This is a genomic window from Caenimonas aquaedulcis (assembly GCF_015831345.1).
In the GTDB taxonomy this organism is placed as follows: Bacteria; Pseudomonadota; Gammaproteobacteria; order Burkholderiales; family Burkholderiaceae_C; genus Ramlibacter; species Ramlibacter aquaedulcis.
Window position 1 is genome coordinate 599171 of the sequence record NZ_JADWYS010000001.1, and the last position, 13304, is coordinate 612474.

Consider the following 13304-nt stretch of genomic DNA (forward strand, 5'->3'; position numbering starts at 1 on the left):
CTACGGCGCCGGCCTGCGAACGTAGAGCACTGCGCTGCCCCCGCTGCCGCCGGGAGGGGCCGAGATGGATGCGGTGACGGCGGCCGGGGCGACGAAGCTGCTGGCAAACGCCGTCCTCCACGAGCTGGCGGACGACGGATCGCTGCGTTCCTGCAGCCAGGCTCCGCTCTGGTCGGTGTACAGAAGTTGCGCGTGACCCGCCCGCGAGAGCGTCAGCGCAATGTTGTACGGCACGGACGAAAGCGGCAGGGACACTTTCACGAAGGACGGATCCCACCTTCCGGAGGCGTCGCGGAACTGGCGCTGGACGCTGCTGCCGGACCCGGTGTTGACCGTCGCCAGTAAATGGGCCGTGCCGTCTTCCGCGGCCGCGATCGCCAGCTGGTCGGCGTCCATCTCCGCAGCACCCGGCACGGGCTGGAAGCGGGCGCCGGTACGCGTGCCGGCGAGGTGAAAGACGCCGCCAGCCAGGCCGCTGGCGACGACCTGTGCGGTGCCGGGCATGACGGCACTACTCCCGCCGATGGCGATGGCGACGTCGCGCGCAGCAAAAGCGGGGCCGTCCGGCCCTTCGAGCGGCTGGAAACCGGACCAGGCGCCATGTGCGTCGCGCACCGTGTGGTACACGCCACCGTCCTGGGCGACCACGACGATCTCCGAGCTGCCGTCCTTGCTGCCCGCAATCGCGATCTTCCTGGCGAAGAGTCCCGCGCCCGCGCCATCCCGGCCGGGCACGATCTTCCATGCCGACCAGCGCGCGCTCGAGTCGGCCTGCGCGCTGTGATAGACCCGGCCGTCCGAGCCGATGGCAATGGCCTGCATGCGCACCCCGCCAGCCTTGCCGGCATCGGGCATGTAGGTGACCGCGCAGCGGCTCACAAGGAATTCGCCACCTCCACCGCCTGCCGGCAAGGGGACGTCATGGCCTGCCGATGAGCCCAGGTAGCAGGTCCCGGGGAAAGTGGCGGGGGCACTGCCGGCCGCGCCCGCCAGGGCCAGTGCGGCAACGGCGGCGGATATCCGCGCTCTGGAGACAAGTGCAGAAGCAGGCATTGGATGGTCCTTGGGGTGGTGGGGGCAATCGCATCATTACGGCGGTGCCTTTTTGAATGGCTGATCGTTGCGTGACCTTTTCATGATGGAAGGGGCGCGAGAAGTGAAGTTGCGGGCCTGAGAGAATCGGCACATGACCGCACTTCGCATCTATGCCGGGCCGCAGGCGCGGGCGCATCTCGAGCGCCATGGCCTGCAGGCGGCGGATGTCGCTGTCGTCCCCGGGGCGGCGGGCGGTCCCAAGGGGCTCATCCTCGGCCCGCTCGACCGGTTCATCTTTGGCGAGTGGCTGGCGACCTCCACGCAACCGGTACACCTCGTCGGCGCCTCGATCGGCGCATGGCGCATGGCCACCGCTTGCCTGGACGATCCGGTGGCCGCCTTCGAGCGGCTGGAGCGTGACTACATCTCGCAGGACTACGCGCTGGAGCCCGGCCGCAGGACACCGACCGCGGCGCACGTCAGCGAGCGCTTCGGGGAAAGCCTGCAATCGTTCTACGGCGGCCGTGTCGGGGAGGTGCTGGCACATCCGCGCTACCGGCTGCACATCGTCACATCGCGTGGCCGCCACGTGCTCCGCCGGGAACACCGTGTGGGTACGCCGCTGGGCTATCTCGGTGCGTTCCTGACGAATTCAATCCACCGCAAGTCGATGGGCGCCTGGCTGGAACGCGTGGTGTTCTCGACGCCCGGCGACGGATCACCTGCGCTCCTCCCCTTTGGCACGACGGACTACCGCACGCGGCAGGTCGCGCTCACCGAATCGAACTTCAACGCGGCGTTGCAGGCCAGCTGCTCGATTCCTTTCGTGCTGAAGGCCATCCACGACATTCCCGGCGCGCCGCCGGGTGCCTACTGGGACGGCGGCATCACCGACTACCACCTGCACCTGAACTACAACGCCTCGAAAGGCAGAGGGCTGGTGCTGTATCCGCACTTCCAGAAGTCGGTCGTCCCGGGTTGGCTGGACAAGGGCCTCAAGTGGCGGCACGGCGCGACGCATTTCCTGGACAACACCATCGTGCTCGCGCCGGACCCGCACTGGGTGAAGACACTGCCGGGTGGCAAGCTTCCGGATCGCACGGATTTCACGCGTTTCGGGACAGATCTCGCATCGCGGGTGAAGGCCTGGACGGCGGCCGCGCAGGCGAGCCGGCAACTGGCCGATGAGTTCGCGCAATGGCTTGCGCGGCCCGACATGTCGCGAGTGGAGCCGCTGTGAGCTCTCCCGGCTCCGGACGCATCCTCGGCTGGGACCTGCTGCGCGGGTTGTGCGCGCTGGGCGTTGCGTCCTATCACCTGATGTACTGGCAGGACATCGCTGCGGTGAACACACTGGGCAGCTACGGCGTCTACATGTTCTTCATCCTCTCGGGCGCGAGCCTCGCCTACAACTACGAGGGAAAGTTGTCCACGCCACGCGAGGCCGCCTCGTTCATCCTCGTACGGTGGTTGCGGCTCGCGCCGCTCTACATCCTGCTGTGTGTGGTGTTCGTTGCGATGCTGTCGCTGCGCAACGGGCAGTGGGTGGACCAGTTGCCGCGCCGGTTCGCGCTCAACGCGAGTTTCGCTTTCGGCTTCGACGATCCCGCCGTGTGGGCGCTGCTCGTGGGCGGCTGGTCCCTCGGCATCGAGTTCGTCTACTACCTTGTGTTCCCCCTGCTTCTGGCCGCGCTGCGAAAGCCCGTATGGTGTGTGGCCACAGGCACCTTGCTGGTGCTGTTGCAGGCAGGGTGGGTCCTGCACACAGCCGGATCACCGGCGGGCTATGCGGCCAGTGCGGTTGCCTATCACCAGGTGCCGGCCTTCGCGGCTTACTTCTTTGGCGGCTGCGTGATCGGGCATTGGCGGCGTTCGGGCGCTGCGCCGTTGTCGATGGCCCATGGGTTCGGGCTCTGGCTGGCGATGGGGTTGTTGCTCGTGTCGCTGAATGCGCCGCTGCAAGGCGACGAGTTGCTCGGTTGGCGCGGGACGGTGCTGTTCTGCGCGTGCTTCCTCGTCGTGTTCCTCAGCGGCCAGGTGAATGTGAAGGGCCGGCTGGCACCGGTCGCCTCATGGCTGGGCGACATTACCTATGGATGCTACCTGCTGCATCCGATCTTTTTCTTCGGGTTCGCGTGGTTCGTGTTGCCGCGCATCACCGCCACCGAGCCCGCGTCGCTTGCATGGCCCGCCCGGCTGGCCATTCTCGCGGGGGTTCTCGCCTTGAGCTGCCTCACGGCGGCCGCGAGCGAGCGATGGTTCGAATCTCCGCTGCGGCGCTGGGGCAAGCGTGTGATGCAGGGGCGGCCCGCCGCGCCCTACAAGGATGCGGCGAGCATCTCTTCGTAGTCCTGCGCGGTCGCGATGCGCGGATTCGTCTTGTGGCAGTGATCGGCCAGCGCACCCTTGATGATCTGCTCGAACATGCCGCGCTCCACGCCCATGGCGGCGAGTCCCGTGGGCAGGCCCAGGCGCGCGTTCATGTCCTTGATCGCTTCGGGGATGTCGCCCGCCGAGCCGAGGCCCATCGCGTGTGCCATGCGCTCCAACCGCTTTTCCTTTCGCACCGATTCGGCCTGCGCATTGAAGCGGATCACGGCTGGCAGGAACATCGCGTTCAGCGTGCCATGGTGCAGGCGCGGGTCGACGCCGCCGAGGCTGTGGCTCAGGGAATGCACGCAGCCGAGGCCTTTCTGGAATGCCATCGCGCCCTGCATCGACGCGCTCATCAGGTTGAAGCGCGCCTCGCGATCGGTGCCATTGCGCGTCGCACGCTCGATATTCGCCCAGCCGCGCTCCAACCCGTCGAGGCCGATGCCGTCGGCGGGTGGATTGATCGCCGGCGCCATGAAGGTTTCCATGCAGTGCGCGATGGCGTCCATGCCGGTGGCGGCCGTGAGTTTGGGCGGCAGGCCGAGCGTGAGTTCCGGGTCGCAGATCGCCGCCTTGGGCAGGATGTGCCAGGAATGGAAGCCGAGCTTGCGGTGATCGTCCACGATGATGATCGCGCCGCGGGCGACTTCGCTGCCGGTGCCGCTGGTGGTGGGCACGGCGATGAGCGGCGCCGCCTTGTCGGTGATGCGCGCAGAGCCGCCTTCGATGGTGGCGTATTGCGTGAGCGGTCCTTCGTGCGTGGCTGAAATCGCGACGCCCTTGGCGCAGTCGATCGCCGAGCCGCCTCCCACGGCGATCAGGCCGTCGCACCGGTTGGACTTGTACATCTCCACTGCCGCGCGTACGGCGGCTTCGGTCGGGTTGGACGGCGTCTGGTCGAACACCGCGACCGGCATACCGGGCAGAGCGTCCAGCGCCTTTTGCAGCACGCCGGCGGCTTTGACGCCGGCGTCGGTGACGATGAGCGGGCGCGTGATGCCCACGCGTTCGCATTCTTGCTTCAGCAGCTTGACGGCGCCGAAGTCGAACTGGATCTGGGTCAGGTAGTAGATGAAGGCCATGGCGTGTCCGCGCGGTACGGTGGAAAGCCCCACTGTACCGCCACGGCGCTCGCCCGTGCCTCCTCTAATACCCGCAGTTTGCCGGCGGCCTACTGAGCCGAGGCGCGAACGAACACAGCGGCGCTGGGACCGGTGCCGCTCGCTGGCGCGGAGATGGAGGCGGTGGTTGCCCCGGTGGCGATCGAGGTGTTGGGCACCGCCGATGTCCAGGAGGCTGCCTGGATCGGGTTGCTGCGCTCTTGCAACCACGCGCCGTGCTGATCGGTGTACATCAGCTGCGCGTTGCCCGAGGGCGTGAGCGTCAGGGCAATGTCAGTGGTGGAAGGCAGGGCGCTGGGCACCGTGACGTTGACGAAGCCTGGTCCCCAGCTGCTGGCATAACGCACCTGGCGGCTGATGGTGGCGGTCGGGCCGGAGGACGACAGCACCGTGGTCAGCACATAGGTGGGAGCTCCGCCCGTGGGGGCGACTCTGCCGATCATCGAGTTGACGGGATTGTCGAACACGATGACGCCGTTCTCGCCGGGGAAGGTGGCATGGGCGGTACTCACCGCCGCGGCCAGCGCCAGTGCGGCGACGGCTGCGGCTATTTGCGACTTGCGGGGAAACGCGGAAACAAGCATCTCGGTTTTGCATTTGTTGTTGAGGGGCTCCGATCATCTCCGCATCGATTCGTCACTCAGTCCTTGTTTGTGACTTCTTCATGATGAATGGTTAGGATGCAAAGCCCGCTTCACCTTACGCCTTCGTGACTTTCCTTCCCGAATACCCGCAACTCACGCGCGCCATGCGCTCCGTGCTCGAACGCATGGCGCGCGCGGGCTACGCGCCCATCCATACGCAGACCGCGGCCGACGCCAAGGCGTCCTATGAAAAGGGCTCCGGCGTGCTCGAAGTGCCCAAGGCGCCGCTCGCCCGTGTCGAGGACTTCCGCATCGCGGCGTCCGATGGCTACGCAATTCCCGCCAGGCTTTATGCCCCCAGCGAAGAAAAACTACCGGCGCTGATGTACTTCCATGGGGGCGGCTTCACCATCGGCAGCATCGATTCGCACGACATCCTGTGCCGCGAGCTGAGCCGGTTGAGCGGATGCGCGGTCGTGTCGGTGGGTTACCGCCTCGCGCCCGAATTCAGGTTCCCGACCGCGTTCGGCGACGCATGGGATGCGCTCCAGTGGCTCGGTGCGCACGGCGGCGAGCGCGGACTGCGCACGGACAGGATGGCCGTGGGCGGCGACAGCGCGGGGGGCACGCTCGCGGCCACCTGCGCGATCCTCGCGCGCGATGCGGGGTTGCCTGTCGCGCTGCAACTGCTCTTCTATCCCGGCTGCGCCGCCACCACCGACGCGCCGTCGCACACGCGATACGCGCAGGGCCTCGTGCTTGAGCAGGAACACATCGACTGGTTCTTCGACCAGTTCATCGCGCGAGGCAACCGCGCCGACTGGCGTTTCGCGCCGCTCGAGGCGCCCGACGTGGAAGGCGTGGCGCCGGCCTGGTTCGGCCTGGCCGAGTGCGACCCGCTAGTGGACGACGGCATCGCGTACGCGGATAAACTCCGGGCTGCCGGCGTCGCCGTGGATCTGGAGATCTACCGCGGTGTCACCCACGAATTCATCAAGATGGGCCGTGCACTTCCAGAAGCCAGACAAGCCCATTCCGACGCCGCGCGGGCCCTCGCGTCCGCCCTGACACCATGAAAAGACAAGACTTCCGGTTCTTCCACCGCCTGCGGGTCCGCTGGGCCGAAGTGGACATGCAGAAGATCGTGTTCAACGCGCACTACCTCATGTACTTCGACACGGCCGTCGCCGACTACTGGCGCGCGCTGGCCCTGCCGTACGAGGAGGCAATGCACCAGCTGGGCGGCGATCTCTACGTGAAGAAGGCCACGGTCGAATTCCACGCCTCGGCGCGCATGGACGACAGGCTGGACGTCGCGCTCAAGTGCGCGAAGCTCGGCAACTCGTCGATGACGTTCACCGGTGCGATCTTCTGCGGCGACCAGCTGCTCATCACGTGCGAGCTCATCTACGTCTTCGCCGATCCCGCGACGCAGACCTCGCGCCCGATCCCGCAGGCGCTGCGCGAAACGCTGCTCGGCTACGAGGCGGGCGAGGCCATGGTCCGAGTCGATACCGGGCGCTGGAAAGACCTCGGCGAACACGCGGGGCGCCTGCGCACGGAGGTTTTCGTGCAGGAGCAGAAGATTCCGGCGGAGATGGAATGGGACGATGGCGACGCGGTCGCCCTCCACGCCGTCGCCTACAACCGGCTCGGCCAGCCCGTGGCCACCGGGCGGCTGCTGCAGCACGAACCGGGCATCGCGCGCGTCGGCCGCATGGCGGTGCACCGTGCCTTGCGCGGCGCCGGGGTCGGACGGCAGGTCCTGCAGGCGCTCATGACAGCAGCGTCCGCGCGCGGCGACTGGGAAGTCATGCTGCACGCGCAGCGCAGCGCGGAAGACTTCTACCTGGGCCTGGGGTTCAAGCCGCGCGGCGAACCCTTCGAGGAAGCCGGCATCGCCCATATCGAGATGGCACGCCCGCTCGTGGTGGGCTGACCGATGGCGCGAAAGAGGAAGCCCCGGGCGGAAGGTCCAGCCCCCGCCGTTGCAGCGCCGCCCGCTGCCGCGCCCTCGCAGAACCTCCCTCCCGAAGCCGGCGCGGGCATCGTCGCCGTGTTCGCGCTGATGATGTTCGTGGCGCCGGCCATCGGCGTGCCCAACGAGGAGATGCTGCAGGACACGCTGAAGTCCATCGTCGTCTCCATCGCGGTGCTGGGCGCGGCGCTCATGTTCTTCTGGGACCTGCGCCGCAGCGGCCGCCCTCTGCGCTGGCACGCCGTGCTGTGGCTGCCGCTGCTGCTCATGGCTTACGCGCTGGGCAGCATGGCCTGGTCACATACCTTCCTGGGCGGCGTCGAGTCGATCCGCTGGTTCATCTTCAGCCTGCTCGCGTGGCTCGGGCTCAACACGCTGGCCCGCGACCGGCTGCCCACGCTGGCCTGGGGCATCCACGCCGGCGCCGTCCTCACCTCGCTCTGGGCGGCGCTGCAGTTCTGGACGGAGTTCAGCTTCTTCCCCCAGGGCCCGCACCCGGCCTCCACCTTCGTCAACCGCAATTTTTTCGCCGAGTTCGCAGTGTGCACGCTGCCGTTCTCGGCGATGCTCCTCGCGCGGGCGCGCAAGAGCTCGGTGATCGCGCTGCTGGCCGCCAGCACGGCATTCGTGATCACCGCCATCCTGATGACGGGCACGCGCAGCGCATTGATCGCGCTGTGGCTGCAGTTGGGCATCGTGCTGCCTGCGATCGCCTGGCGCTCCCGCGGACAGCTGGCCATGTTCCAGTGGAACCGCGGACTGCGCGTGCTCGCTGCGGGCCTGCTTGTCGGCACCGTGGCCGGGCTGGGCTCCATCCCGACCGGCGATCCGCGCATCGCGGAGGAGGGCAGGGGACTCACGGCGCTGGAGCGCGGCTTCAAGCGCACCGGGTCGATCTCCGCCAGCGACCCATCGCTGGGCATCCGCATGGTGATGTGGAAGGCGACGATGAACGTTATCGAGCGCCGGCCGCTGCAGGGCGTGGGGGCGGGCGCCTGGGAAAGCGAGATCCCGTTGTACCAGGCCGCCGGTACGCAGCTCGAAACGGACTACTACGTGCACAACGAATTCCTGCAGTTGCTGGCGGAATACGGCGTCGCGGGATGGCTGTTCCTCATCGGCCTGGCGGCCTGGCTGGCGGTGTCGGCGTGGCGCACCTGGAGGGCCGCCACCCCCGAAGAACGCGCCGATGCGCCGTGGCGCGCGATGTTCCTGTGCAGCCTGCTCGCGCTGATGATCGTGAGCAACGTGGGTTTTCCGTGGCGCATGGCCGCGACCGGCGCCCTGTTCTCGCTGTGCCTCGCGGGCATCGCCGCGTCGGACGCGCGGCTCGGGATCGCGGGTCGCTGGTCCGCCATGCGCATGCGCTGGAACCCGGCCATGGCGAATCCATTGATCGGCTCGGCCATCGGCTGTCTGGCCCTCGCGGCCTACATCACGCTGCACGCGGCCGAGAGCGAACGCAAGATCGTCTCGGCGACCAAGATTGCCCTGACGATCTCGGGCTCCGCGAACCCGAACGATCCGCGCTGGAACCCGAAAAAGGAGGAGATGCTCGCGCTCATCCGGGACGGCGTCGCGCTCAATCCGCACTACCGCAAGATCACGCCGATGGTGGCCGACGAGCTCGCGCGCTGGGGCGACTGGAAGAACGCCATCTGGATCTGGGAGAGTGTGCTGTCCTCGCGGCCCAATGTCGTCGCGATCCTTGCGAACGTGGCGCGGGGGTACCTGAGCATCGGCCAGCCCGACGTCGCCCAGCGCTACTTCGAGCGCGCACAGCGCATCCAGCCCAATGCACCGGCGGTGCGCTCGCTCGAGGTCGTGCTGCTCAGCCGCACGGGCCGAGAGGCGCAGGCCCTGCAGCGCGCACGCGAGTCGATCGGCCAGGGCATCGTGGACTTCGACCTCGCGAGCGCCGCTTTCGTGCTGGCGGATCGTGCGGGGGACTACGCGTTCGCCGATAGGGCGATGCGCCTGAAGATCGAAGGCTGGCCGCAGAGCGCGGTGCAAGGCTGGCTTCAACTCGGGGACATGTATGCGCTGCGCGCCAAGGCGCCGGACAAGGCGGTGGCCGCGTACCGGGAAGGCCTCGCCTTGATCCCGCCGGCGCGGCGCGAGGGCGTGCTGCAGCAGATGCCGGCGGACTACGCAGCGAAGATGCGCGTGCCGGGCGCGGTGCCCGCCGCGCCGCGCCCTCAGACGTCGGCGAGCAGCGGGTAAGGAGGCGGCTGCAACAGCAGGCGCGGGCCGTCGGGCGCGCCCAGTGTCACGGCGCCGCCGGCCGTGGCGGCCAATTGCAGGGACACGATGGCGTCCCAGCCTCCCGCCGGCGCGGCAGCGGCCTGCGCGATCACGCCGCAGGGTTGCTCCGCATCCGAATCATGGAACAGCTCCTGGCCCACAGACATAGGCGCGTCGCCGTGCGCAAGCCAAGCACGGCGCTTCAGCGTGCCGCGGAACTGGCTGCGCGCCACGACTTCCTGCCCGGGGTAGCACCCCTTCTTGAAGTTCACGCCGCCGACCGATTCGTAGTTCAGCATCTGCGGCACGAGTGCCTCGACGATGGGCGCGGTGATGGTGGCGACACCCGCGCGCACATCGCCCCATTGCCAGCGCGATTCGTCCATCGTGGCGCCCTCGGGCGGCGCACTGCCAGCCGGTGCGATCGCCAGGGCACGCGCCTGGCCGTCGGCCGGGTACAGGCGCACGAAGCTTGCAGGGCCGATGTCCATGCGGTCCCACGGCTCGCCGGCGGCCGGCAGGTTCCGCGTCACTGCGTCGCCGGCGACACCGTACAGCGCATGGTCGGGCGTTGCGTCGCGCAATCTGGCTTTGGCGCGCAGCACGAACATGGACAGGCGCTTCAGCGTGGGCGCCAGGATGTCGCGGCTCATCACGAGCAGGAATGCCGTGGGGGCGGTCCGGATGCCGATGAAACTCGCCTGCATCCGCCCCTTGGCCGTGCAATACGCGGACAGCCGCGCATGGGCCATGTCCAGGAGCGCGAAGTCCTGCGTCATCTGGCCTTGCAGGAAGGTCGCGGCGTCGTCGCCCTCGACCACGATCACGCCGAGGTGGCTCAGCGGTGTTACACCATTCAGGGCATCAGTCATGCCTGAATTATCATCGTCGCTCCAATTCAACAGATGGCATAGGGGCAGCAACCGGTGCGCAGATTCCTGGGGACGGTTTTCCTGCTCGCGGCGCTGGCCGCCATCGCAGCCGGTGTCGCGGGCTGGTGGTGGGTGCATCAACCGCTGCGCCTCGCCACGCCTTCCGTCGATCTCTCGATCGAGCCCGGCACCTTGCCGCGCGGCGTCGCGCAGTCCGTGAAGGACGCGGGCGTCGACGTGAATCCCGACCTGCTGTACGCGTGGTTTCGCGTGTCGGGCCAGGGGCGGCAGATCAAGGCGGGCAGTTACGAGCTGGAATCGGGCATCACCCCGGTCACGTTGCTGTCCAAGCTCGCACGCGGCGAGGAGTCGCTGCGGGCGGTGACGTTCGTCGAGGGCTGGAACATCCGCCAGGTGCGGGCGGCGCTTGCGAAGGAAGATGCGCTCAGGCAGGATTCGCGCGCCTTGAACGACGACGCGTTGATGAGCATGCTCGGCCGGCCGGGCGTGCATCCGGAGGGGCGCTTCTTTCCGGACACGTACACGTTCGCCAAGGGCTCCAGCGACATCGCCGTGCTGCGCCGCGCGATGCGCGCCATGGACAAGCGCCTGGCCGCCGCGTGGGCGCAGCGCACGCCCGGCGCCGCGGTGAAGACGCCTGACGAGGCGCTGATCCTCGCGAGCATCGTCGAGAAGGAGACGGGCAAGGCGGCCGATCGCGGCATGGTCGCGTCGGTCTTCACCAACCGGCTGCGCGCGGGCATGCCGCTGCAGACGGATCCCACGGTCATCTACGGCCTGGGCGCGTCGTTCGACGGCAACCTGCACAAGAAGGACCTGCAGACCGACACGCCATGGAACACGTACACGCGTTCGGGCCTGCCGCCCACGCCGATCGCGATGCCGGGCAAGCCATCGCTCCTGGCCGCGGTGCAGCCGCCGGAAAGCAAGGCCCTGTATTTCGTCGCGCGGGGGGACGGCACGAGCCAGTTCAGCGGCTCCCTCGACGAGCACAATCGCGCGGTGAACAAGTACCAGCGCAATCGCCCATGACCAGGGGCGTCTTCATCAGCTTCGAAGGCATCGACGGGGCGGGCAAGTCCAGCCACGTCGGGAGCCTCGCGCAGGCGTTCCGCACGCAGGGCCGGCAGGTGACCGTGACGCGCGAGCCCGGCGGCACCCCGCTGGCCGAGAAGCTGCGCGCCCTGGCGCTGAACGAAGCGATGGATCCGCTGACCGAGGCGCTCGTCATGTTCGCGGCACGGCGCGACCACCTGCTGCAGGTGATCGAGCCGGCGCTCGCCCGCGGCGACGTGGTGCTGTGCGACCGCTTCACCGACGCGACCTTCGCCTACCAGGGCGCGGGCCGGGGATTCGATCTCGACGTGCTGCACGGGCTTGAGCGCTGGGTGCAGGCGGTCGAGGCCCTGCCCGCCGGCAGCCTGCGCCAACCCGATGTAACGCTCTGGTTCGATCTTGCGCCGGAGACGGCGGCGCAGCGGCTCGCAGGCGCGCGCGTCCCGGACAAGTTCGAGTCGCAGCCCGTCGAATTCTTCCGGCGGGTCGCGAGCGGATACGAGGCGCGCATGCAAGCCGACCCCGGCCGGTTCGAGCGCATCGCCGCCGACCGGCCGCGCGAGGCGGTGTGGCAGAGCGTGCAAGCCTGCCTGGAGGCGCGCGGATGGCTGAAGTGAACGCGGGTCCGCCGTGGATCGCCGCGCAGGCGGAGCGCCTCCTGGCCCAGCGCGGCCATGCGTGGCTGCTGCAGGGCCCCTCGGGACTCGGCCAATACGGCCTCGCCATCCGGCTCGCCAGAGCTTGGCTGTGCGACGAACCGACACCGCAAGGCGCCTGTGGGCATTGCGCCAGCTGCCACGCGTTCGACGTGCGCGCGCACACGGACCTGTGCGTGCTGATGCCCGAAACCCTGATGCTGGAGCTCGAGTGGCCGCTGGGCGAGAAGGCGCAAAAGGAGATCGACGGGAAGGACCGCAAGCCCAGCAAGGAAATCCGGGTCGATGCAATGCGCGACGCCGTGGAATTCGCGCAGCGCACCAGCGGAAGAGGGCGCGGCAAGGTGGTGCTCGTGTACCCGGCGGAGCGCATGAACCACGTCACGGCGAATACCCTCCTGAAGACGCTGGAAGAGCCGGCCGGGGACCTGCGCTTCGTGCTGGCGAGCGAAGCCGCGCACCAGCTGCTGCCCACGATACGCAGCCGCTGCCTGGCGCACACCATGGTCTGGCCGGGTGAAGAGGACTCGCTTTCCTGGCTGCAAAGGCAGGACGTCGATCCCGCTGTGGCGAAAAAGCTGCTGCGCGCGGCAGGGGGCCGGCCGGAAGATGCCCTGGCCTATGCCCGCGCTGGGCTCGACCCCGCGGCGTGGGCGCGCCTGCCCAAGGCGGTTGCGCGCGGCGATGTCTCCGTGGTGTCGGGCTGGGCGCCGGCCCAGGCGCTCGATGCGCTGCAGAAGCTTTGCCACGACCTACTCGCGACGGCCTGCGGCGCGGCGCCTCGCTTTTTCGAAACGGCGGACCTTCCAGCGCCTGGCCCGGCCGGCGCCATGGCGGCCTGGTCGCGCGAACTCATGCGCACCGCGCGCACCGTGGAGCATCCCTTCAATGCGGGACTCATGCTCGAATCCCTTGTGAGCGGGGCCCGCTCGGCCCTAAACTCAAGGCACTGAACCGCAAGCCATGAGCACCGCACCGCACTCCACGCCGCGTCCCAGCGTCATCCAGCTGGCCATCAAGGAAAAGGCCGCGCTGTACGCCGCGTACATCCCGCTGTTCGCGGACGGCGGCGTCTTCATCCCGACGACGCGCGAGTACAAGCTCGGCGACGACGTCTACGTGCTCCTGTCGCTGCCGGACGATCCCCAGCGCTACCCCGTGGCGGGCAAGGTCGCGTGGGTTACCCCTGCCCGGGCCGCGGCCAACCGGACGCAGGGCGTCGGCGTTCGTTTTCCCGCCGACGAAAAGTCCAGGCTGCTGAAGATCAAGATCGAAGAGCTCCTGGGCGGCCACCTCGCGTCCGAGCGCCCCACGCAGACCATCTGAGCGCGCCGGCGCTGCGCAAGCCGCCGCGGCGCCCACCC

The 13304-nt window shown here is 68.5% G+C and carries 13 protein-coding genes; 9 read left to right on the plus strand and 4 right to left on the minus strand.

Annotated features, from left to right (window positions below; genetic code table 11):
• On the minus strand, nucleotides 1–1053 hold the full coding sequence (locus tag I5803_RS02730; RefSeq protein ID WP_196984885.1) for a PLL family lectin: 1053 nt from the start codon (nucleotides 1051–1053) through the stop codon (nucleotides 1–3).
• A gap of 133 nt (nucleotides 1054–1186) precedes the next feature.
• On the opposite strand from I5803_RS02730, the gene I5803_RS02735 reads away from it, so the two are divergent.
• Together I5803_RS02735 and I5803_RS02740 are read left to right on the plus strand one after the other, a co-directional pair.
• A complete protein-coding gene (locus I5803_RS02735) occupies nucleotides 1187–2275 on the plus strand; it encodes a phospholipase (RefSeq protein ID WP_196984886.1) in 1089 nt (362 codons plus the stop codon).
• Nucleotides 2272–3384, plus strand: a complete 1113-nt coding sequence (locus tag I5803_RS02740; protein WP_196984887.1) for an acyltransferase family protein — start codon at nucleotides 2272–2274, stop codon at nucleotides 3382–3384. Before I5803_RS02735 ends, I5803_RS02740 begins: the two co-directional genes overlap by 4 nt.
• Here the strand turns inward: I5803_RS02740 and gbd are convergent.
• On the minus strand, nucleotides 3354–4490 hold the full coding sequence (gene gbd / locus I5803_RS02745; protein WP_196984888.1) for a 4-hydroxybutyrate dehydrogenase: 1137 nt from the start codon (nucleotides 4488–4490) through the stop codon (nucleotides 3354–3356). The two genes, I5803_RS02740 and gbd, sit on opposite strands and share 31 nt — an antisense overlap.
• An 89-nt stretch (nucleotides 4491–4579) precedes the next feature.
• Nucleotides 4580–5113, minus strand: coding sequence for a hypothetical protein (locus tag I5803_RS02750; RefSeq protein ID WP_196984889.1), 534 nt, complete (start codon nucleotides 5111–5113; stop codon nucleotides 4580–4582).
• Between the two features lie 164 nt (nucleotides 5114–5277).
• Here I5803_RS02750 and I5803_RS02755 point away from each other — a divergent pair, with 164 nt between their 5' ends.
• From I5803_RS02755 to I5803_RS02765, 3 genes are read left to right on the plus strand one after another with little or no spacing between them, the layout of a single operon-like run.
• The gene (locus tag I5803_RS02755; protein ID WP_196988436.1) at nucleotides 5278–6189 is read left to right on the plus strand and encodes an alpha/beta hydrolase; all 912 of its coding nucleotides are present in this window, start codon (nucleotides 5278–5280) and stop codon (nucleotides 6187–6189) included.
• The gene (locus I5803_RS02760) at nucleotides 6186–7052 is read left to right on the plus strand and encodes a YbgC/FadM family acyl-CoA thioesterase (protein ID WP_196984890.1); all 867 of its coding nucleotides are present in this window, start codon (nucleotides 6186–6188) and stop codon (nucleotides 7050–7052) included. Before I5803_RS02755 ends, I5803_RS02760 begins: the two co-directional genes overlap by 4 nt.
• 3 nt (nucleotides 7053–7055) lie before the next feature.
• Nucleotides 7056–9314: an O-antigen ligase family protein gene (locus I5803_RS02765; protein WP_196984891.1), complete on the plus strand. Its 2259-nt coding sequence runs from the start codon at nucleotides 7056–7058 to the stop codon at nucleotides 9312–9314.
• Here I5803_RS02765 and ygfZ read toward each other — a convergent pair.
• Nucleotides 9290–10207 (minus strand): CAF17-like 4Fe-4S cluster assembly/insertion protein YgfZ, encoded by a 918-nt coding sequence (ygfZ, locus tag I5803_RS02770; protein ID WP_196984892.1) that lies wholly within the window; start codon nucleotides 10205–10207, stop codon nucleotides 9290–9292. The genes I5803_RS02765 and ygfZ overlap by 25 nt on opposite strands.
• A gap of 54 nt (nucleotides 10208–10261) precedes the next feature.
• On the opposite strand from ygfZ, the gene mltG reads away from it, so the two are divergent.
• The 4 genes from mltG to I5803_RS02790 are packed head-to-tail and all read left to right on the plus strand — an operon-like array spanning nucleotide 10262 to nucleotide 13266.
• Nucleotides 10262–11260 (plus strand): endolytic transglycosylase MltG, encoded by a 999-nt coding sequence (mltG, locus tag I5803_RS02775; protein WP_196984893.1) that lies wholly within the window; start codon nucleotides 10262–10264, stop codon nucleotides 11258–11260.
• Entirely contained in the window at nucleotides 11257–11901 is a 645-nt protein-coding gene (tmk, locus tag I5803_RS02780; RefSeq protein ID WP_196984894.1) for a dTMP kinase, read from the plus strand. Before mltG ends, tmk begins: the two co-directional genes overlap by 4 nt.
• Entirely contained in the window at nucleotides 11889–12893 is a 1005-nt protein-coding gene (locus I5803_RS02785; protein ID WP_196984895.1) for a DNA polymerase III delta subunit-related protein, read from the plus strand. Before tmk ends, I5803_RS02785 begins: the two co-directional genes overlap by 13 nt.
• A 10-nt stretch (nucleotides 12894–12903) precedes the next feature.
• Nucleotides 12904–13266: a PilZ domain-containing protein gene (locus tag I5803_RS02790; RefSeq protein WP_196984896.1), complete on the plus strand. Its 363-nt coding sequence runs from the start codon at nucleotides 12904–12906 to the stop codon at nucleotides 13264–13266.
• The last annotated feature ends 38 nt before the right edge of the window (nucleotides 13267–13304 follow it).